This window comes from Streptomyces sp. ST2-7A (assembly GCF_021390475.1).
GTDB lineage: Bacteria > Actinomycetota > Actinomycetes > Streptomycetales > Streptomycetaceae > Streptomyces.
In genome coordinates, this window is sequence record NZ_JAJUWS010000006.1 from 51,665 (window position 1) to 70,163 (window position 18,499).

General features: G+C 73.7%; 18 protein-coding genes. 12 read left to right on the top strand and 6 right to left on the bottom strand.

Translation table 11 applies throughout. The features are described from left to right. Positions 1 to 74 precede the first annotated feature (74 nt). From LZF96_RS05440 to LZF96_RS05450, 3 genes are all read right to left on the bottom strand, one after another. The gene (locus LZF96_RS05440) at positions 75 to 1,424 is read right to left on the bottom strand and encodes a diaminopimelate decarboxylase (RefSeq protein WP_233866196.1); all 1,350 of its coding nucleotides are present in this window, start codon (positions 1,422 to 1,424) and stop codon (positions 75 to 77) included. A gap of 54 nt (positions 1,425 to 1,478) precedes the next feature. Continuing rightward, the gene (locus LZF96_RS05445) at positions 1,479 to 2,351 is read right to left on the bottom strand and encodes a siderophore-interacting protein (RefSeq protein WP_233866199.1); all 873 of its coding nucleotides are present in this window, start codon (positions 2,349 to 2,351) and stop codon (positions 1,479 to 1,481) included. A 281-nt stretch (positions 2,352 to 2,632) separates the two neighbouring features. After that, entirely contained in the window at positions 2,633 to 3,700 is a 1,068-nt protein-coding gene (locus LZF96_RS05450; protein ID WP_233866202.1) for a serine hydrolase, read from the bottom strand. Positions 3,701 to 3,890: 190 nt separating this feature from the next. On the opposite strand from LZF96_RS05450, the gene LZF96_RS05455 reads away from it, so the two are divergent. The 8 genes from LZF96_RS05455 (at position 3,891) to LZF96_RS05490 (ending at position 10,501) form a co-directional block, all read left to right on the top strand. Beyond that, complete coding sequence (locus LZF96_RS05455) at positions 3,891 to 5,117, top strand: FAD-dependent oxidoreductase (RefSeq protein WP_233866205.1); 1,227 nt, start codon at positions 3,891 to 3,893, stop codon at positions 5,115 to 5,117. Beyond that, the gene (locus LZF96_RS05460; RefSeq protein ID WP_233866208.1) at positions 5,098 to 5,826 is read left to right on the top strand and encodes a class I SAM-dependent methyltransferase; all 729 of its coding nucleotides are present in this window, start codon (positions 5,098 to 5,100) and stop codon (positions 5,824 to 5,826) included. Before LZF96_RS05455 ends, LZF96_RS05460 begins: the two co-directional genes overlap by 20 nt. A 46-nt stretch (positions 5,827 to 5,872) precedes the next feature. Beyond that, positions 5,873 to 7,504, top strand: coding sequence for an FAD-dependent oxidoreductase (locus tag LZF96_RS05465; protein WP_374203102.1), 1,632 nt, complete (start codon positions 5,873 to 5,875; stop codon positions 7,502 to 7,504). 128 nt (positions 7,505 to 7,632) lie between these two features. Beyond that, positions 7,633 to 9,072, top strand: coding sequence for an FAD-dependent oxidoreductase (locus LZF96_RS05470; RefSeq protein WP_233866211.1), 1,440 nt, complete (start codon positions 7,633 to 7,635; stop codon positions 9,070 to 9,072). 199 nt (positions 9,073 to 9,271) lie between these two features. Further along, positions 9,272 to 9,631: a GvpL/GvpF family gas vesicle protein gene (locus tag LZF96_RS05475; RefSeq protein WP_233866218.1), complete on the top strand. Its 360-nt coding sequence runs from the start codon at positions 9,272 to 9,274 to the stop codon at positions 9,629 to 9,631. A gap of 55 nt (positions 9,632 to 9,686) precedes the next feature. Next, on the top strand, positions 9,687 to 9,893 hold the full coding sequence (locus LZF96_RS05480; RefSeq protein ID WP_233866572.1) for a gas vesicle protein: 207 nt from the start codon (positions 9,687 to 9,689) through the stop codon (positions 9,891 to 9,893). Between the two features lie 5 nt (positions 9,894 to 9,898). Further along, on the top strand, positions 9,899 to 10,192 hold the full coding sequence (locus LZF96_RS05485; RefSeq protein WP_233866575.1) for a gas vesicle protein K: 294 nt from the start codon (positions 9,899 to 9,901) through the stop codon (positions 10,190 to 10,192). A 96-nt stretch (positions 10,193 to 10,288) separates the two neighbouring features. Further along, entirely contained in the window at positions 10,289 to 10,501 is a 213-nt protein-coding gene (locus LZF96_RS05490; RefSeq protein WP_233866220.1) for a CsbD family protein, read from the top strand. On the opposite strand, the gene LZF96_RS05495 is transcribed toward LZF96_RS05490, so the two are convergent. Continuing rightward, positions 10,495 to 11,421 carry a YqjF family protein gene (locus LZF96_RS05495; protein ID WP_233866223.1) on the bottom strand — a complete coding sequence of 309 codons (927 nt, stop codon included), beginning with the start codon at positions 11,419 to 11,421 and terminating at the stop codon, positions 10,495 to 10,497. The two genes, LZF96_RS05490 and LZF96_RS05495, sit on opposite strands and share 7 nt — an antisense overlap. Positions 11,422 to 11,527: 106 nt before the next feature. On the opposite strand from LZF96_RS05495, the gene LZF96_RS05500 reads away from it, so the two are divergent. From LZF96_RS05500 to LZF96_RS05515, 4 genes are all read left to right on the top strand, one after another. Beyond that, positions 11,528 to 12,877: an adenosylmethionine--8-amino-7-oxononanoate transaminase gene (locus tag LZF96_RS05500; protein WP_267940513.1), complete on the top strand. Its 1,350-nt coding sequence runs from the start codon at positions 11,528 to 11,530 to the stop codon at positions 12,875 to 12,877. Beyond that, positions 12,874 to 13,611, top strand: coding sequence for a dethiobiotin synthase (gene bioD, locus LZF96_RS05505; RefSeq protein ID WP_233866236.1), 738 nt, complete (start codon positions 12,874 to 12,876; stop codon positions 13,609 to 13,611). Before LZF96_RS05500 ends, bioD begins: the two co-directional genes overlap by 4 nt. Before the next feature lie 249 nt (positions 13,612 to 13,860). Further along, entirely contained in the window at positions 13,861 to 15,726 is a 1,866-nt protein-coding gene (locus LZF96_RS05510; protein WP_233866239.1) for an acyl-CoA dehydrogenase, read from the top strand. Between the two features lie 194 nt (positions 15,727 to 15,920). Further along, positions 15,921 to 16,466, top strand: coding sequence for a type 1 glutamine amidotransferase domain-containing protein (locus LZF96_RS05515; RefSeq protein ID WP_233866581.1), 546 nt, complete (start codon positions 15,921 to 15,923; stop codon positions 16,464 to 16,466). Positions 16,467 to 16,559: 93 nt separating this feature from the next. Here LZF96_RS05515 and LZF96_RS05520 read toward each other — a convergent pair whose 3' ends face one another. Together LZF96_RS05520 and LZF96_RS05525 are read right to left on the bottom strand one after the other, a co-directional pair. Beyond that, positions 16,560 to 17,615: a cytochrome c oxidase assembly protein gene (locus LZF96_RS05520; RefSeq protein WP_233866242.1), complete on the bottom strand. Its 1,056-nt coding sequence runs from the start codon at positions 17,613 to 17,615 to the stop codon at positions 16,560 to 16,562. Positions 17,616 to 17,744: 129 nt separating this feature from the next. Next, positions 17,745 to 18,476 carry a type 1 glutamine amidotransferase gene (locus LZF96_RS05525; protein ID WP_233866245.1) on the bottom strand — a complete coding sequence of 244 codons (732 nt, stop codon included), beginning with the start codon at positions 18,474 to 18,476 and terminating at the stop codon, positions 17,745 to 17,747. Between the last annotated feature and the right edge of the window lie 23 nt (positions 18,477 to 18,499).

Genomic DNA, 18,499 nt, shown 5'->3' on the forward strand with positions numbered 1-18,499 from the left:
CGCATCCGGCACCACCGGGACGCCTGTGGCGGTTGGCACGGTATGAGGCGGCTTCCACAGTCGGCCGGTTCGGGTCATCCGCGCGGGGTTCGGCCCGCTCCCCCCGCCCGACGGCTCTCCTCCGCCGGGTCCGGGACGGGCACCCCGGGGAGTTCCTGTGCCGGGCGGACGGATTCCGTGCGGAGTCCCCCGTCGGGGTCCGACCGGACGCCGTGCACGGCGGGTTCGGGAAGGCCGTTGTAGTGGAAGGGAGTGGAGAAGTAGTAGGCCCCGGTGTCGGGGAGCACGACGATGTCCCCCGGCTCCAGCAACGGCAGGGCCCGCCCCCGGGCCAGCAGGTCGCCGGCGAAGCAGGCCGGCCCCGCGACGTCCTGGACCACGGGTGCGCCCCGTTTGGGGGTCCCGTCGGGGTGATACGCCTCGATCCGCAGCGGCCAGGCCCCGGGGGCGAAGACGGTTCGGGCGGCGACCTGGACCCCGGCGTGGGTGATCGCCACGCGATGGTCGCCGGCCTCCTTGGTGTACTCGACGTACGCGGCGGTGAAACCGTTCTTCGCCATCACCGAGCGGCCGAACTCGGTGGTGATCGCGTAGTCGCCGCCGAACAGGGCGGGGGCGTGCCGGCGCAGGTGCTCGACATGGGTGTCGAAGCCCGGCACCACCCGGTCGTCGGCGAAATTGACCGGCAGGCCGCCGCCGATGTCGATGCCGTCCACCCGACGCCCGCCGAGGACCCGATCGATCTCCCCGGCGAAGGCGACGGTCCCGGCGACGCCCCGGGCGATCAGGTCCACCGGACACCCCTGGGAGCCCACGTGGGTGTGCAGGCGGGTCAGCCATGGGTGATCCCGGAAGGCCCGCAGAAGGCGCTCGCGGGCGACCTCGTCGGTCAGTGGGATGCCGAACTTCGAGGTCTCGGTGGCGGTGCTCATGGCCTCGATCGCCCCGCCCCCGACCCCGGGGTTGACCCGTACCCCGATGGGCGCCCGGGGCGGGTCGTCCCGCAGAAGGTCCGCGACCCGCTCCAGTTCCTGGAAATTGTCGATGTTGAGCGACACGCCCGCCTCCAGTGCCCACCGCAGTTCGGAGAGGGTCTTGGCCGGGGAGTCGAAGACGATCCGCTCCGGCGGGAACCCCGCCTCCAGGGCACGGGACAGTTCCCCGGCCCCTGCCACCTCGCACCCCATGCCCAGGGAACGCAGTTCCGCCAGGACCGGTACCAGGCAGTTGGCCTTGGCCGCGAAGGCGTGGAGGACCTCGAGGTCCTCCGGGAAGGCACGGCGCAGGGCGCGGACGGTGTCGGCGAGGCCGTCGAAGTCGACGAACCCGGCCAGTACCGCGTCCCGGGGATGGAGCAGGCCCCGGGCCAGGGCTTCCCGCAGGACGCGTCCGCGTCGTTCGGTGGGGGTGGTGGTCCCGGCCATGGTCCGCCCTTCGGTGTCGATCGCCGGCGTCGAGGGGCCGCCCGGCACGAACGGCTACGCGGGGTCCGACCGCTCCGGACCGTCGGGCGCGCCGCGCCCCTCCTCCTGTTCGGCCTCGACCCGGCCGTTCCACTCGCGCTTGGAGCCCTGCCAACCGTCCTCGTCGTGACCCAGTCGCCAGTAGCCGGAGATCGACATGGCCTCGCGCGGAACGCCCCGCTCCAGTCGCAGGTGGCGACGGAGCTCCTTGACGACACCGGCCTCACCGTGCACGAAGGCCTGCACCCGACCGTCGGGAAACTCCAGATTCCGCACCGCCTCGACGAGCGCCTCCCCTACCGGGCGGGAACCGCGCGCCAACCAGACGATCTCCGCGTCGGTGGCGATCTTCTGCCGGTCGTCGACCCCGGGGATCTCCACCAGGGCGTGGACGCGGGCTCCGGCGGGGAGCGCCTCCAGCGAGGCCGCGATCGCCGGCAGCGCGCTCTCGTCGCCCGCCAGGAGGTGCCAGTCGGCATCGGGGTCGGGGGCGTGGGCGCCACCGGGACCGAGGAGACGGATGACGTCACCGGGACGCGCCCGCAGGGCCCAGGGGCCGGCCGGCCCGCTGTCCCCGTGGATCACGAAGTCCAGGGTGAGTTCGAGGTGCGCGGGGTCCCAGGCGCGGACGGTGTAGGTGCGGGTGGTGGGCCACAGCTCGCGCGGCATCTCCTCGCGGACGCGGCGCATGTCGAAGGGCTCGGGATACTCCACGCCGGAGGGCGGGAAGAGCAGCTTGACGTAGTGGTCGGTGAAGTCACCCACCGGCAGGTCGGCGAGGTCGGCGCCGGTGAGCACGACGCGCCGCATGTGGGGGGTCAGGTTCCGGGTGCGCACGACCCGGGCGGTGCGGGCCCGGGGCGCCCGCCGGGTGGGACGGTCCGTCACGACGACCTCCGGAGAACGGGTGAGGCTTGCCCAAGCCAACAGGTGCCGGGCGGGAGCCCGGCGCACCGCGCCCCGCCCCTCCCCCACGAGTGCCCGCTTCCCGACCGGTGACACGACCGACCGGTGACACGACGAGTGGTGGGGAACCCGCCCCGGCGTCCGCCCGACGCGGCCGCCGCGCCCACTCGGGCCCCGGCCGGGACGGTGGGAACGGGGATCCGACGGTGCGGGGCCGGGCCGGGCGGGTGAGGGCGGGCCGGTGGACGTGACCGGCGGCACGCTCACACCGCCCCGCCGGTCACCGCCTCCCGCACGAGGGCGTCGATCTCCCGGGCGCAGTCGTTGACGTTGGCGAGGATCACCGTGTTGACCCCGGGCCCGGGGTACCGACGGATGATCGCCTCCACCCCGGGGTCGGCGCCGACCGCGCCGAACGAGCGAGTGGTCCCCTCCCCCAGCAGATACACCCCGTGTCCCATCGCGGTCTCCCCGTCGACGCGCGCGGCGGGCCGCAGCGCCCCGGCCACGAGGTCCGGCGCGAGGACACGGCCCTCCGCGTACGCCGTGAGGAAGCGGTCGAGGTCGGCCGCGGTCGCGAACGCCCCGCCGTCCGGGCCACCCACCGCGGGCACGGCGAAGACGTTGCTCCGCCAGGGCTGACCCGGCGCCCGCGGTCGCAGGTGGCCGGTGGCGAGGTCGGGGAGGATCTCGTCGGCGGCGGGGAAGCCGGTCTCCCGCATCCCGGCGGGGGCGAACACCCGCTCGGCGACCGCCTGCCGGTAATCCGTCCCGGTGAGCTGTTCGAGAACGAGCCCCAGCAGGATGTAGCCGGCGTTGGAGTAGCGGTACCGCGAGCCCGGAGGGCCGTGCGGCGGCAGGTCCGCGAACAGGGGCAGGAAGTCCGTCGGCCGCGTCACGCGGTACACGGGGCGCTCGGACCACAGTGCGGCGAACTCCGCGACCCAGTCCTCCGTGGCCGTCTCCTCCTCGAAGTAGTCGGCGACGCCCGAGGTGTGGGTGAGCAGGTGGCGGACCGCCACCCCGGGGTGCAGCTCGACGGGGCGGAGCCGGGCGGGCAACAGGTCCACGACGGGGGTGTCGAGGTCCCGCAGCGGGTCGGGGAGCAGCGAGAGCAACGCCGTCGCGGTGAACATCTTGGTCACGGAGGCGAGGCCGAACCGGGTGCGGGACCCGATCGGCACACCGGATCCCCGGTCGGCGGCTCCCCGGTGCGCCTCCATCACGGTTCCTCCCCGCCGGGTGATCAGCACAGTTCCGGAGAAGTCCCTTTCGCGGTGGAGGCGGTCCAGGTGGGTCGTGATGTCGTCGATGCGTGTCCCCGTCGGCATGGTCGGAGTGTCACTCCCGCCCGCGACGTGCCTCAAGGGATTTACCCCAGGGCTTCCGGTCATCACCCCGGGGACGGGCGAAACGTGGGTGGGGCGTCGGGGAAAAGCCGATCGGGACACGACGGCGACCTTGCATCCGGAAACCGCCCCCGTGCGGAAGGGTGGGGGTCAGCGCGAGAAGGGATGTCGGGTGCGGGACGCGGATGTCGTCATCGTGGGGGCGGGAGCGGCCGGCCTGTCCCTGGCACACCACCTGTGCGGCCCCGCCGGCGCCGGACTGCGGGTGGTGCTGGTCGACGCCCCGCCCGGCCCACTGCGCCCGGCGGAGCGGACCTGGTGCTTCTGGGAGGGGCCGGACGGCGAGTGGGACGACCTGGTGACCGCCTCCTGGCGGCGGCTGCGGGTACGGGCGCCCTCGGGCCGCGAGATCGTCGACGAACCCCCCGGCCTGCGGTACAAGATGCTGCGCTCGGGAGCCTTCGAGGCACGGGTGCGCACGCGGATGGCCGAGGCCGGGATCGGCTCCGTCGAGGCGGTGGTCGAGTCGGTGGCGGACGTGGCCGATGGAGCGGAGGCCCGTGGCCGGGACGCCGCGGGCCGACCGGTGGCGGTGCGCGGTCGCTGGGTCCTGGACTCGCGCCCGCCCCGCTCGTTGGGGGCCGCCCGCACCCTGTGGTGGCAGCACTTCCGGGGGTGGTTCGTACGGACCGAACGGCCGGTCTTCGAGCCGGCCGTCGCCGATCTGATGGACTTCCGCACCCCGCAGCCGGGAAAGGGGTTGTCCTTCGGGTACGTCCTGCCGCTGGGCGAGCGGGAGGCGCTGGTGGAGTACACCGAGTTCTCCCCCGCCGTACTGAACCGCGCCGGGTACGAACGCGCCCTGCGGGACTACACGGAACGCGTCCTGCGAACCGGCGGGTTGACGGTGACCGGCACCGAGGAGGGTGTGATCCCCATGACCGACGCCCGGTTTCCCCGCCGGGTGGGGCGGGCGGTGTTCCGGATCGGCACCGCCGGCGGCGCCGTGCGCCCCTCCACCGGCTACGCCTTCGCGGCCACGCAGCGGCAGGCGGCGGGGGTGGCGCGGGCCCTGGCCGGGGGCCGGACCCCGATACCTCCCCCCGCCCACCGGCCCCGGTCGTTGGTGATGGACGCCGTCATGCTGCGCGCCCTGGACCGGGGCCGGGTGCGGGGGGACGACTTCTTCACCGGCCTGTTCGACGGCGTGCCGATGGAGCGCCTGCTGCGGTTCCTGCGGGGGGACACCCGACCGGTCGAGGACCTCGCGATCGGCCGCCGCACGCCCGTGTGGCCGATGACGCGCACGGCACTGGAGTTGCCGTGGGTACGCCGTCGGCTCCGACCCGGACCACCACCCGTTGTGAAAGGGGAACCGGATGACCCTGCTGCGCGATAACGCGCTGTTCGCCGCCTTCGACCGGGCAGCCTCCTCCTACGATCGGCTGACGGCGGTGAATCCCGGCTATCACGGTCATCTGCGGCGCTCCGCGCGGCGGTTGCGCCTGCCGGACGGCGGGCGCGGGATGCGGCTGCTGGACCTGGGATGCGGGACGGGGGCCTCGACCGCCGCGCTGCTCGCGGCGGCGCCCCGGGCGGAGATCGTGGCGGTGGACGCCTCCGCGGGCATGTTGGACCGGGCCGCGGCCAAGCCGTGGCCGGCGGGCGTGCGGTTCGTCCACGCCCCGGCGGAGGAGCTGACGGCGGCGGGTGTGGAGGGCCCCTTCCACGCGGTGTTCGCCGCCTACCTGTTCCGCAATCTCACCGATCCGGACGCCGTACTGGCCGCCGTACACAAGATGCTGGTGCCCGACGGCCGCTTGGCGGTGCACGAGTACACCTTGCGGGGACGGCCGGTGGATCGGGCGGTGTGGTCGGCGGTGTGCTCGGCGATCGTCGAGCCCGCCGGTCGGCTGGTCGGGGACCGGGAGCTGTACCACCACCTGCGGCGCAGCGTGCTGGACTTCGACACCGCGCCCGTCTTCGCCTCGCGGATGACGACCGCGGGCTTCGAGTCGGTGCGGGTGCTGCCGCTGTCCGGCTGGCAGACGAACATCGTGCACACCCTGGTGGGGCGCGTGCCGTGCTCGCCCGCGGACCGGCGGTGAGAGGGAGCGCGCCGGGGCCGGCGCGGGTGGGATCGGCGGGGACGACATGAGGAGCGACATGAACGGCGGGGACGGCGCGGGAGGGGTCGGCCGGCGACGACCGGCCGGCTTCCGGCACGGTCGGGATCGACGGGCACGGGTGTACCCGGCCCCGGCGGGTCGGCCGCGGGTGCGCGGGGAGGACCGCCCCTCGGTGGCGGTGATCGGCGGGGGTATCGCCGGCTTGGCCGCGGCCACCGCGCTGGCCGAGCGTGGTGTGCGGGTGACCGTGCACGAGCGGGGGGAACACGCCGGTGGCCGGTTGGCGGGTTGGCCCACCACCCTGGCCGACGGCTCGCGGGTGACGATGAGCCGTGGTTTCCACGCCTTCTTCCGTCAGTACTACAACCTGCGCGGATTGTTGCGCCGTACCGACCCCGCGCTGCGGGGCCTGACCCCCCTGCCGGACTACCCGCTGTGGCACGACTCCGGCGCCCGTGACGGCTTCGCCCGGGTACCGCGCACCCCACCCTGGAGCGCCCTGGGGTTCGTCGCCCTCAGCCCCACCTTCGGCTGGGGCGATCTGCTGGACATGCGGCCGGCCGCCGCACTCCCGCTGCTGGACGTGCGGGTGCCGGAGGTGTACCACCGGCTGGACGGGATGAACGCGCGGGAGTTCCTGGGACGCGTCAACTTCCCCGAGGCCGCGCACCATCTGGCCTTCGAGGTCTTCTCCCGCAGCTTCTTCGCCGACCCCCGGGAGTTGTCGGCGGCGGAACTGGTGGTGATGTTCCACATCTACTTCCTCGGCTCCTCCGAGGGGCTGTTGTTCGACGTTCCCGACGAGCCCTATCCGCGGGCCCTGTGGGATCCGCTGATCGGTTACCTGGCCGGTCACGGGGCCGAGGTGCGCACCGGCAGCGCGGTGGAGACGATCGAGCCCCTCGTCCGCCCGCCCGGTGGTGCCGGCGGGACCGCCCCGGGGGTGGTGGTCACGGCGGACGGCCGCGATCGGCGGTACGACGCCGTGGTGCTGGCCGCCGACCCGGGCGGCCTGCGGAACCTGGTCGCCGCCTCCCCCCGGCTGGGGGCCCCGGAGTGGCGGGAGCGGATCGGGCGGCTGCGCACCGCACCGCCGTTCCTGGTCTCCCGGCTGTGGTTGGAACGGCCGGTGGACGCGGACCGTCCCGGGTTCCTGGGCACCGGGGGCTTCGGCACGCTGGACAACGTCGGCGTGCTGGAGCGTTGGGAGGGCGAGGCCGCCCGCTGGTCCGCGCGCACCGGCGGGTCGGTGGTGGAACTGCACGCCTACGCGCTGGAGCCCGGCGCGGACCGCGGCAAGGAACAGCGTCGCCTGATCGAGCAGTTGCACCGGGTGTACCCCGAGACCCGGGACATCCGGGTGGTGGACGAGCGGCACGAGTGGCATGCCGACTGTCCCCTGTTCCCGGTCGGTGGGTGGGCTGACCGTCCCACCGTATGGACCGACGACCCCCGGGTGGTGGTGGCGGGGGACGGTGTCCGCACCGACTTGCCGGTCGCGCTGATGGAACGGGCGGCCACCACCGGTTTCCAGGCGGCGAACGCGCTGTTGGAGCGCTGGGGGGTGCGCGGCCAGACCCTGTGGAGCGTCCCCAACGGGGGCCGATCACCGGTGCTGCGGGCCCTGGCCCGCCGGTACGGCGACCTCGTGGACTGATTCCGTCCACTCCCGCCGCCCCTCCGGATCGTTACGGACACACCGTCACCTTTTCCCCGGATGAGAGGAAACGGGATACTACTGCCCGTGATCATTGATGACGGGGCACATGGGAACGGGGAGTTCGAATGAGGGGAGCCGGAGGAACGACGGACGCGCCGCGACACGCCGTGGTGATCGGTGGCGGTGTCGCGGGACTGCTCACCGCCCGGGTGATCGCCGAGCGCGGCGCCCGGGTGACGATCGTGGAACGCGACCGCCTGCCGGCGGAGCCGGCCCAGCGGCCGGGGGTACCGCAGGGGCGACACACCCACGTGTTGCTGGAGGGGGGCCAACGGGCACTGGAACGACTGCTGCCCGGGGCCGTCGGGGAACTGCTGGACCGGGGAGCGCCGAGACTCGGGATGCCGGAGGACATGCTGCAGTGGCAGGCCGGTGGTTGGTACCGGCGCACCGCGGCGACGGCGCACGTCCTGACCCCGTCCCGTCCGATACTGGAGTCGGTGGTGCGGGAGCGGGTGCTCGCCGGCGGGCGGGTGGTGACTTTGGAGGGGAACGAGGTCGTCGGGCTGGTGGGGGACGCGGATCGGGTCACCGGCGTGGTGGTTCGCGAGCGGGGCGCCGGGGCGGCCACCGATCGACGGGAGATCCCCGCCGACCTGGTGGTGGACGCCTCGGGCCGGGGGACCCGGGCCGACCACTGGTTGACGGAACTGGGCGCGGAACCGGCGCCCGAGGAACGGCTGGAGACCGGCCTGGCCTACACCACCCGGCTGTACCGCGCCGACCCGGAGCCCGAGGACGGCCCGGGAGCGGCCCGGTACCGGGGCCAGTACGTCGTCCCGGACCCGGGACAGGTGTACGGGGCGGTGGTGCTGCCGCTGGAGGACGGGTGCCACCTGGTGACCCTCTCCGGCCTGCGCGGCTGCGAACCCCCCACCGACGACGAGGGTTTCACCGCCTTCACCGAACGACTTCCCCACCCCCTGGTCCGGGAGTGGCTGAACCGGGCGGAACCGCTCTCCGGGGCACACGGCTTCCGCGACACCGCCAACATCCGGCGCCGCTACGACCGGCCGGGGCGACGGCCGGCCGGATTCGTCGCGACGGGCGACGCGCTGTGCGCCTTCAACCCCATCTACGGGCAGGGCATGACGGTGGCGGCCCTCAACGCGTTGGCCCTGCGCGGGGAGCTGGCCCGCCGGGGTGGGGTGCCGGCCCCGCGCCGTCTCCACCGGGCGCTGCTGCGCTCCTCCCGTCAGGCGTGGGCCATCTCGGCCGGGGCGGACAAGAACATGCCGGGCGCCACCGGCAACGCGGCGGGCACCCGGGCGGTGGAGCGTCCCGTCGCCCTGTACCTGGCACGGGTGCAGCGGCGGGCCGGCGGCGACCCCGTGGTGGGAGCGGCCTTCCGATCGGTGCTGGCCCTGATGGCACCGTCCCGGGCGCTGTTCACCCCCCGGGTGTTGCGGGCGGTCCTGCTCGGACCGGACCCGGCCGTCCCCGACCGACCGCCGCTGCGGCGGGAAGCCGACGAGGCCCCCGAGCCCGCCTCCGGCCGGGGCTGACCCCGCCGCCGATGGCCACCGTCCACGCCACCGCCTGCCGCGCCCGGCAGGCGGTGGCGGAGCGGGCCGGTCCGCTGCTCACGACCCCGGACCGGTTGGAGGGACGGGTCGAGTGGGGGGTCAAGGTGTACGTGGAGGTTTCCCGTGCCGGTGGGGCGCCGGACGCCGGAACCCCGGCCGCGCCGCCGCGGACGTGTCCGTGGCGGCGGCCGGGGCCGGAGGGCCGGCCCATCTCGACCGATTGCGGGCCCGCCGACGGAGCGAGGAGGAGCGCGACACCCTGTCACTGAGGGCCGTGGAGCGGGCGCGCACCGAGGTGGAACGGCCGGCGGTGGCGACCCGTCGACTGCGAGCCCATGGCGTGGCGGTCACCGGCCGGGAACGCCGGCAGGTGCTCAACCCGGCCTGTCCGGTGGACGGCGGGCGCGGACAGGAGTTCGTCGCGCGGGTCGAAGCGCTGGACCGGTGTGCCGACCTCGGGGTCGACGTGCGGGTGGAGGCCACCGGTCCGTGGGTTCCGTACTCCTTCGTCGGGGAGGCCGGCGAGGACGGTCGGTGACCGGGCCACCCGGGTCGGTGGGAGCGCTCGGCTCGTCCCCCCGGAGGATGAACCGCTGGCGCCGATCGGGGTGCCGCTGGTGGATCTGCCGGACCGGGTACTGGCCACCGGGGTGGTGATCGGCGGGGACATCGTGCCGGCCATCGCCGAGGTGCCGCTGGTGCGGATTTCCCTGCACGCCCTGCTGTCCTCGGTGGGCGGCCGGGTGGCGTCCCCCTTCGGGGACATACCCGGCTGCGGTGGGGAGCGAGGGCCGTGGTGAACGACATGTCGGCGCCGGGAGGGCGGACGGTCGTCGGTACCGGGGATCCGGAGGAGGCCGCCCGGGATCCGGTGGCCCTGGTTCTGACCGTGGTGGAACTGCTGCGCCAACTACTGGAGCGACAGGCCCTGCGCCGGGTGGACGAGGGCGAACTGTCCGCTGACCGGGTGGAGCGGATCGGGACCACCCTGATGCTGTTGGACCGGCGGATGACGGGGTTGCGCGAACACTTCGGGCTGCGTACCGAGGATCTGAACATCGACCCGGGTCCGCTGGGCACCCTGCTGCCGGTGGAGTGACGCTCCCCCGCCGTTCGGGTGAGGCGCGGAGATGTCCGGGTTTGCTTCCGCGATCCGGGGTAGGCGACACGCCATCACCGAGGAAAGGACCCGATCATGACCGAGCGCAGTGGCGACAAGGGAACCACCGACAAGCTCAAGGGCAAGGCCAAGGAGATGGTCGGCAAGGTGACCGGTGACCGGCGCAAGGAGCAGGAGGGCAAGACCGACCAGGCCAAGGGCAAGACGAAGGAGACCTTCGACGACGTCAAGGGCCGGGCCAAGGGCGTCGGTGACTCGCTGGACAACGACCGCTCCCGCGATCACTGACGGGTTTCCGAACCCCATCGCTCCGGACGGGCGCGGACCATCGGGTTCCGCGCCCGTCGGCGTGCGCGCGAACGGGGCGGGGCCGTCCCGCCCTCGTTGGTCCCGGAGGACCGGAGGGGCAGGTCGGGGAGTCCGAACCGAACGTCGACCCGGGGGGCGAAGAGTACCCGGGGGGCTCCCCGGGGAGCGGGCAGGCCGCAGGAGACGATCAGGTCCTCCCGGCAGTCGAGCAGTTCCGCCCGGTGCAGCGGCCAGGTGGGGTGCACGTTGGGCAGGTGCAGGGTGGACCCCTCGTGCCATCGGGTGTGCAGCCCCCAGCGGGCGGTGAGGAAGGTGTCCAGCGGATCGGTGTCGCCGGCCGTGGTCCGCTCCCCCACCCGCACCCGCACCATGCTGCTCGGAGCCGGTGCGCCGGGGCGGGCGAGTCGACGGGAGGCCCAGGTCAGCACCCGGTCCTCGCGCCGCCGCGCCATGGCCGCCCAGCGGTAGGGCAGCCGCAGCGCCGCCCGGGCTCCGAGCACCGGTAGCAGACGCTCGCACTCCAGGGTGAGGAAGACCACGCCGCGGCGGCCGAGGGTGTCGACGCCGTAGACGCGCACATTGGTCTCGAGGAAATCCCCGAGCCAGGGCAGCCCGGGGCCCCGGCCGAACCCAAGGCCGCGCATCCGGAAGGGCACCAGGCCCACCCAGGTGACGCCGTCGTGCACGTCGGGTCGCACGCCAGGTGGCAGGAGGGGTGCGACATCGGCCGGGTCGAGCGGCCAGTGCAGGAAGGTCACCTCGAGCCACGCCTGGGAGAGCACCGTGCCGCTCAGGGGGCGGGGGCTGAGGAGGGTGAGCGGCTCGACCGCTCCCCGGGCGTCGGCTCCGGGCACGGGGGAATCCCCCGGTACGGGGAGGAACTCCGGAACCACACTCATGTTCTCCAGTGTCCCCCGACACCGGGTGTGACCGCCTTCGGGGTACCGCGGGGCGGGCGGTGCCGACGGGTGGCGGACCGACCCGTGCGCGGGACATGATCGCGGGATGCGCACCGATCCCCTCCACTCCCCCGGCCCCGCGTCGGAACCGCCCCCGACCCCGACCCCGACCGAGGACGATCTGCCCATCGGGGAACTGCTGGCCCTGGACCGCGAGCACGTCTGGCATCCCTACGCGCCGATGCCCGGCACCACGCCCCCGCTTCCGGTCGTCTCCGCCCGGGGCGTGAGATTGTCCCTGGCGGACGGCACGGAGCTGATCGACGGCATGGCCTCGTGGTGGTCGGCCATCCACGGCTACCGCCATCCCGCTCTGGATCGGGCGGCCCGTCGGCAGCTGGAGCGGATGAGCCACGTGATGTTCGGCGGGCTGACCCACGAGCCGGCGGTGCGGCTGGCCGCGCTGCTGGCGCGGATCACCCCCGAGCCGCTGCGCCACGTCTTCCTCGCCGACTCCGGTTCGGTGTCGGTGGAGGTGGCGCTCAAGATGTGCCTGCAATACCAGGTGTCCCGGGGGCGGCCGGGGAAGCGGCGCCTGCTGACCTGGCGCGGCGGTTACCACGGGGACACCTGGCACCCCATGTCGGTGTGCGACCCCGAGGGCGGGATGCACCACCTGTGGTCCGGGGCGCTGCCCCGGCAGGTCTTCGTGGACGCTCCGCCCGCCGAGTGGGACGAGGGGTACGCCCGGATGCTGGCCGAGGAGATCGGGCGGCACGCCGACGGGGTCGCGGCGGTGATCGTGGAGCCGGTGGTGCAGGGCGCGGGCGGGATGAGGTTCCACCACCCGGGCTATCTGCGGGTGCTGCGGGAGGCCTGTGACCGGCACGACGTGCTGCTCGTGTTCGACGAGATCGCCACCGGCTTCGGCCGCACCGGGGAGTTGTTCGCGGCCGACCACGCGGGGGTGACCCCGGACGTGATGTGCCTGGGCAAGGCACTCACCGGCGGGTACCTGACGCTGGCCGCCACCCTCTGCACGCCGGCGGTGGCGCGGGGCATCGCGGAGGGGGAGGTGCCGGTGCTCGCGCACGGACCGACCTTCATGGGCAATCCGTTGGCCTGCGCGGTGGCGCTGGCCTCGGTGGGCCTGGTGCTCGACGGCGGATGGCGGGTGGACGTGACGCGGCTGGAAGAGGGTCTGCGGACGGGCCTGGAACCGGCGGTCGGGAGGCCCGGGGTGCGGGACGTCCGGGTGCTCGGCGGGATCGGGGTGATCGAGGTGGAGGGCGACATCGAGATGACCCGCGCCGGTCGGATCGCGACGGAGCACGGGGTCTGGCTGCGCCCCTTCCGCAACCTGGTGTACGCCATGCCGCCCTATCCCTGTACGACGTCCGAGGTCGGGGCGATCACCACGGCGATGCGCGCGGTGGCCGAGGGGGCCCGGTCGTGAGCGGGGCACGGCGCTGGGTGGTGACCGGCACCGGCACCGGTGTGGGCAAGACGGTGGTGACGGCGGCGCTGGCCGCCGCGTGGTGTGCGGCGGGGTGTCGGGTGACGGTGGTCAAGCCGGCGCAGACGGGGGTGGGCGCCGACGAGCCGGGTGACATGGACGAGGTGCGGCGGCTCGTCGGCCCGCTCGGCGGAACCGGTGACATCCGCGCCGGCGGGGACGGTGAACCGCTGAGCACCGTGGAACCGGTGCGACTGCCCGATCCGCTGGCGCCCGCGACGGCCGCCCGGCTGGCGGGCGTCGCGGCCCCGGAGCCCCGATCCGCCGCGCGGCGGATCGTCCCCCTGGCCGTCGGCCGGGACCTGCTGCTGGTGGAGGGGGCCGGGGGTCTGCTGGTGCCCTTCGACTCGGCGGGCGGCACGATCGCCGACCTCGCCGACGAGTTGGGGGCGGAGTTGCTGGTGGTGACCGGGATGGGCCTGGGCGCCATCAACGCGACCGCGCTGACCGTGGAGGCGATCCGGAACCGGGGGCTGCCGCTGCGGGGCCTGGTGTGGGGAGCGGTGCCGCGCGACCCCGACCTCGCGGAACGCACGAACCGGGAGGACATGGCGCGATGGGTGGGGATTCCCGTGGTGGGGGGCGTCCCGGAGGGTGCCGCCCTGCTGCCACCCGCCCGTTTCGGGGCCGAGGCGTCCGGCTGGTTCGCCCCGGAGGTGCTGCCGGCGGGATGAGTCGCGCGGCGGCCCCCGGGGTCGGTCGCCCCGAACCCGGGGGGCTCCTCCCGGGGCGGGCTCCGCGCCCCTTCGCGCCTTCTCCGGCCACCGGGTGGGCCGCCGCCGGCTCCCCTTCCCCCGTCCGGCACCGGGATGTCGTCGCCGGGGTCTGGCTGAGCAAGCGCTTGGTAAGGCATGATGCGACCACGGTCCGGCCATGCAGGCCCCCGTCCCACCCACCTCCGAGCCGGTGAAGGAGGAGTCGCGATGACCTCGGCGACCTCGACCCCCCAACAGTCCTCCCGCGCCCCGGGACCCTCCCGGGCCCGCGCCTCCGACGGCTCCACCCTCGTCTCCCGCCGCGACCTGGACTTCCTGCTCCACGACTGGCTCGGCACCGGGGAGTTGCTGAGCAGGGAGCGGTACGCCGAGCACGACCGGGAGACCGTCGACGACGTGCTCGACCTCTCCGAGGCCCTGGCCACCCGCTGGTTCGCCCCGCACAACCGCGCCGCCGACCTGAACGAGCCGCGGATGGTCGACGGGCGGGTCGAGATGATTCCCGAGGTCGGCGAGGCGCTGCGGGCCTTCGGGGAGTCCGACCTGATCTCGGCGACCATGGACGCCGAGGTCGGGGGCCTGCAATTGCCCCGGGTGGTGGCCACCGCCTGTTTCTCCTGGTTCCAGGCCGCCAACATCGGCACCTCCGCCTACGCCATGCTCACCCGGGGCAACGCCAACCTGCTGCTCGCGCACGGCACCCCCGGACAGATCGACACCTGGGTGCGCCCGATGCTCGCCGGGCGGTTCCTGGGCACCATGTGCCTCTCGGAACCGGACGCGGGATCCTCCCTTGCCGACATCACCACCCGCGCCGAACCCCGGCCGGACGGCGGTTACCGCCTGTTCGGCACCAAGATGTGGATCTCCGGCGGCGATCACGAACTGAGCGAGAACATCGTCCACCTGGTGCTGGCCCGGGTGCCCGGCGGGCCGCCCGGCGTCAAGGGACTGTCGCTGTTCCTGGTGCCCAAGTACTTGCTCGACCCCGACGGGGGGATCGGTGGGCGCAACGATGTCGTACTCGCCGGCCTGAATCACAAGATGGGCTATCGGGGCACCACCAACGCGGTGCTCAACTTCGGCGAGGGCGCGCACACCCCGGCCGGCGAACCGGGGGCCGTCGGCGAGTTGGTCGGCCCTCTGCACGGCGGCCTGACCTGCATGTTCCACATGATGAACGAGGCCCGGATCGGTGTCGGGTCGGGGGCCGCCGCGCTGGGGTACACCGCCTACCTGAAGTCGCTGCAATACGCGCGGACCCGCCTGCAGGGACGACCCTTCGCCGACCGCGATCCCTCCGCTCCCCCGGTGCCGATCATCCACCACCCGGACGTGCGGCGGATGCTGCTGACCCAGAAGGTGTGGGCGGAGGGGTCGATGGCCCTGGTCCTGTACTGCGCGCGCCTGGTGGACGAGCGCGAGACGGCGCCCGACCCGCAGGCCCGTCGGGAGGCGGCGACGTTGCTGGACGTCCTGACGCCGATCGCCAAGAGCTGGCCCTCGCAGTGGTGCACCGAGGCCAACTCCCTGGCCATCCAGGTGCACGGCGGCTACGGCTACACCCGCGATTACGACGTCGAGCAGCACTACCGCGACAACCGGCTGAACCCCATCCACGAGGGCACCCACGGCATCCAGGGACTGGACCTGTTGGGCCGCCGGGTGCGGGCGGAGGGTGGGGCGGCCCTGGAACTCCTGCTGTCCCGCGTCGCGGCCACCGTGGCCCGGGCGGAGGAGGCCGGCGGGGAGCGGGCCGACTTCGGCCGGGACCTGACGGCGGCGGTGGACCGGATCCGCGCGGTGACCGCGCGGTTGCACTCGGAAGGGGGACGGGAGGCGATCCCGGCCGCGGCGACCGCCTACCTCGAGGCGTTCGGCCACACCGTGCTGGCCTGGCTGTGGCTGGACGTCCACCTGGCCACCGGAGAGTCCGGGGACGCCTTCCACGAGGGGAAACGGCACGCCTGCCGCTTCTTCTTCCGGCACGAGGTGCCGCGGGTCGGGGCGATGCTGGCGCCGGTGGAGGCCGGTGACGACACGATCGACCGCACGGATCCCGCCTGGCTGTGACCCCGGGGCGGCCCACGCGGCCGGTCGGGAACCGCGCGGGTCGATGCCCGACCGGTCCGATGCGCCCGGATGACGCATGGTTTCGCCGGGACCGGGGACCCGCAGGGGACGGGCGGTGCCGGTGGCGACCGGTACCGCCCGGACCCGTCGGGCCGCGTGGCCGGGGTCACGAGGTCCGAAAGGAAGTGATCGACGTGCAGGTGGCCTTTCTCGTGGCGCCCGAGGGCGTGGAGCAGGTGGAGTTGACCGACCCCTGGGAGACGGTGCTGGAGACGGGCGGCACGCCGAAGCTGCTGTCGACCGGCGGCGGCCAGGTGCAGGCCTTCAACCATCTCGACCGGGGCGACACCTTCGCCGTGGACGGGGAGGTCGGGAAGGCGTCCGTGGAGGAGTACGACGCGCTGGTGCTGCCCGGTGGCGTGGCCAATCCCGACCTGCTGCGCTCCGACGAACAGGCGGTGGCGTTCGTACGGGACTTCTGCGCCTCGGGCAAGCCGGTGGCGGTGATCTGTCACGGCCCCTGGACCCTGATCGAGGCGGACTCGGTGCGCGGACGGACCCTGACCTCCTGGCCGAGCCTGGCCACCGACCTGCGCAACGCCGGTGCCAACTGGGTGGACCGACCGGTGGTGGTGGACGAGGCCGGACCGGGGCCGCTGATCAGCAGCCGGAAGCCCGATGACCTGCCGGCCTTCCGGGAGGCCCTGGTACGGGCGTTGAGCGGCTCCAACGGCCGCTGAGCCGGAAACCGGGCGGAGACGGTCGGCGCGAGGACGGCGGGGCCCCGGTGGCCGGGGCCCCGCCGCGGTGTGTCGGGCGTCGGACGGCGGTGCTCAGCGGGCGGTGCCCGCCGGGGGCGCGGTGGTGGTCGGGACGGGCACCGGATCCTCCTCCGCCCCGGCCGGGGCCACGGGGATCGGGGGCGCCGGGGTCGGGGTCCGCCCGGCACCGCCCAACGAGGCCAGATAGGCGTTGTAGGCGACCAGTTCCCGGTCCTCCCCGCTGCGGTCCGCGGTGCGGTCCCGACGGCGGGCGACCCGCTGATCGGAGACGAACCACTGCACCAACAGGGCGATCAGCACGATGACGGTGGGGATCTCGCTGAACGCCCAGGCGATGCCGCCGGCCGCGTTCTGATCGCTCAGGGGGTCGGTGCCGAGCGATGCCGGCGGGTCGGAGTAGGCACCGATCAGCGGGGCGGTCGCCATCATCAGCGCGATGCCGAAGAAGGCGTGGAACGGCATGGTGGCGAACAGTTCCAGCATCCGCATCAGGTGGCCCGGTCGGTGGGGTCCGGGATCCACTCCCATGATCGGCCAGAAGAAGACGAGCCCCACCGCGAGGAAGTGGATCATCATCGCGATGTGTCCCGGCCGGGAGGACATCAGGAAGTCGAACAGCGGCGTGAAGTACAGGCCGTAGAGGCTGGCGATGAACATCGGGATGGTGACCAGGGGGCTGGTGACCGTCCGCGTGTACCGGCTGTGCAGGAGGGAGACCAGCCACTCGCGGGGGCCGCGGCGGCCGCGACCGGCGGTGGGCAGGGCGCGCAGCGTCAGGGTGACGGGTGCGCCGAGCAGCAGCAGGATCGGCGAGAACATGCTGATGATCATGTGCTGCACCATGTGCACGCTGAACAGGAGCATCCCGTAGTCGTTGATGACGGTCCCGGTGACCGCCCACACGCTGAGTACGCCGAGGACGAACGCCACCGTCCGGCCGGGGGACCAGGCATCGCCGCGCCGGCGCAGCCGGATCACCCCCCACAGGTAGAGCGCCAGGACGACGGCGCAGCCCACGGCGAAGAAGGTCTCTCCGCCGGGCTGGAGCCCGCGCAGCAGGGTGAAGGGCGGCAATTCCGCCGTGATGCCGTGATCGGCGTGGTCCATCCGCGTACTCCCGAGGTGTTCCGGTGGCCCCGGAACAGCATAGAAAGTCCCCCGGTCACCGGGAGGACCGGGGGCGGGGTGGGTCCCCGGCCCGGTCCCGCCCGGCGGGGCGGGACCGGTGGACCGGGGTCAGGCGGGGTCGACGGTGGCGACCGCGATGCGCTCGGCGCGCAGTGCGTCGTACCAGTGGTCGTCCACCGGCGGCAGGGCGTTGACGTCCAGCGCCAGCTTGATCAGCAGATCGGCGAGGAGGGGGTTGCGGGCGAGGACCGGGCCGTGCAGGTAGGTGCCGAGCACGGTCTCCCGCCAGACACCCTCGGTGCCGTCACCGGCGCCGTTGCCTCGACCGAGTCGGACCCGGGCCAGGGGGCGGGCGGTGGGACCCAGGTGGGTGACGCCCTGATGGTTCTCGAAGCCGGTCAGCTGGGGCAGGCCGAGGCGCTCGTCCACATCGGCCAGGACGTCGCCGACACAGCGCTCGCCCTCGCCGCGCACGGTCGTGATGTCGAGCAGGCCCAGGCCCGGCTCGCTGCGCCCCAGATCGTTGACGAACTCGTTGCCGAGGATCTGGTACCCCGCGCAGACGCCGAAGATGATGGCGCCGTTGTCCGCGGCCCGCTGCAGGCCGCCGTCGCGGCGCAGGCGTTCGGCGGCCAGCCGCTGCGGTCGGTCCTCCCCGCCGCCGATCAGGTAGATGTCCCCGGAGGTCGGCAGGGGCTGGTCCGACCGGACGTCCTGACGGGCGACCTTCAGGCCGCGCTGCCGGGCACGGCGTTCGACCACCAGGACGTTGCCCTGGTCGCCGTAGGTGCTCAACAGGTCGGGGTAGACCCAGACCACGCGGAGACTGGATTCACTCATGGCTCGGTGTCCTCGCTGTCCTT

What these genes read in the sequence shown, in the direction of transcription:
- LZF96_RS05440 (WP_233866196.1), bottom strand. Translation starts at nt 1,424, where the DNA reads ATGGCCGGGACCACCACCCCCACCGAACGACGCGGACGCGTCCTGCGG.
- LZF96_RS05450 (WP_233866202.1), bottom strand. Translation starts at nt 3,700, where the DNA reads ATGCCGACGGGGACACGCATCGACGACATCACGACCCACCTGGACCGC.
- LZF96_RS05460 (WP_233866208.1), top strand. Translation starts at nt 5,098, where the DNA reads ATGACCCTGCTGCGCGATAACGCGCTGTTCGCCGCCTTCGACCGGGCA.
- LZF96_RS05465 (WP_374203102.1), top strand. Translation starts at nt 5,873, where the DNA reads ATGAGGAGCGACATGAACGGCGGGGACGGCGCGGGAGGGGTCGGCCGG.
- LZF96_RS05470 (WP_233866211.1), top strand. Translation starts at nt 7,633, where the DNA reads ATGAGGGGAGCCGGAGGAACGACGGACGCGCCGCGACACGCCGTGGTG.
- LZF96_RS05485 (WP_233866575.1), top strand. Translation starts at nt 9,899, where the DNA reads ATGTCGGCGCCGGGAGGGCGGACGGTCGTCGGTACCGGGGATCCGGAG.
- LZF96_RS05490 (WP_233866220.1), top strand. Translation starts at nt 10,289, where the DNA reads ATGACCGAGCGCAGTGGCGACAAGGGAACCACCGACAAGCTCAAGGGC.
- LZF96_RS05495 (WP_233866223.1), bottom strand. Translation starts at nt 11,421, where the DNA reads ATGAGTGTGGTTCCGGAGTTCCTCCCCGTACCGGGGGATTCCCCCGTG.
- LZF96_RS05500 (WP_267940513.1), top strand. Translation starts at nt 11,528, where the DNA reads ATGCGCACCGATCCCCTCCACTCCCCCGGCCCCGCGTCGGAACCGCCC.
- LZF96_RS05510 (WP_233866239.1), top strand. Translation starts at nt 13,861, where the DNA reads ATGACCTCGGCGACCTCGACCCCCCAACAGTCCTCCCGCGCCCCGGGA.
- LZF96_RS05520 (WP_233866242.1), bottom strand. Translation starts at nt 17,615, where the DNA reads ATGGACCACGCCGATCACGGCATCACGGCGGAATTGCCGCCCTTCACC.
- LZF96_RS05525 (WP_233866245.1), bottom strand. Translation starts at nt 18,476, where the DNA reads ATGAGTGAATCCAGTCTCCGCGTGGTCTGGGTCTACCCCGACCTGTTG.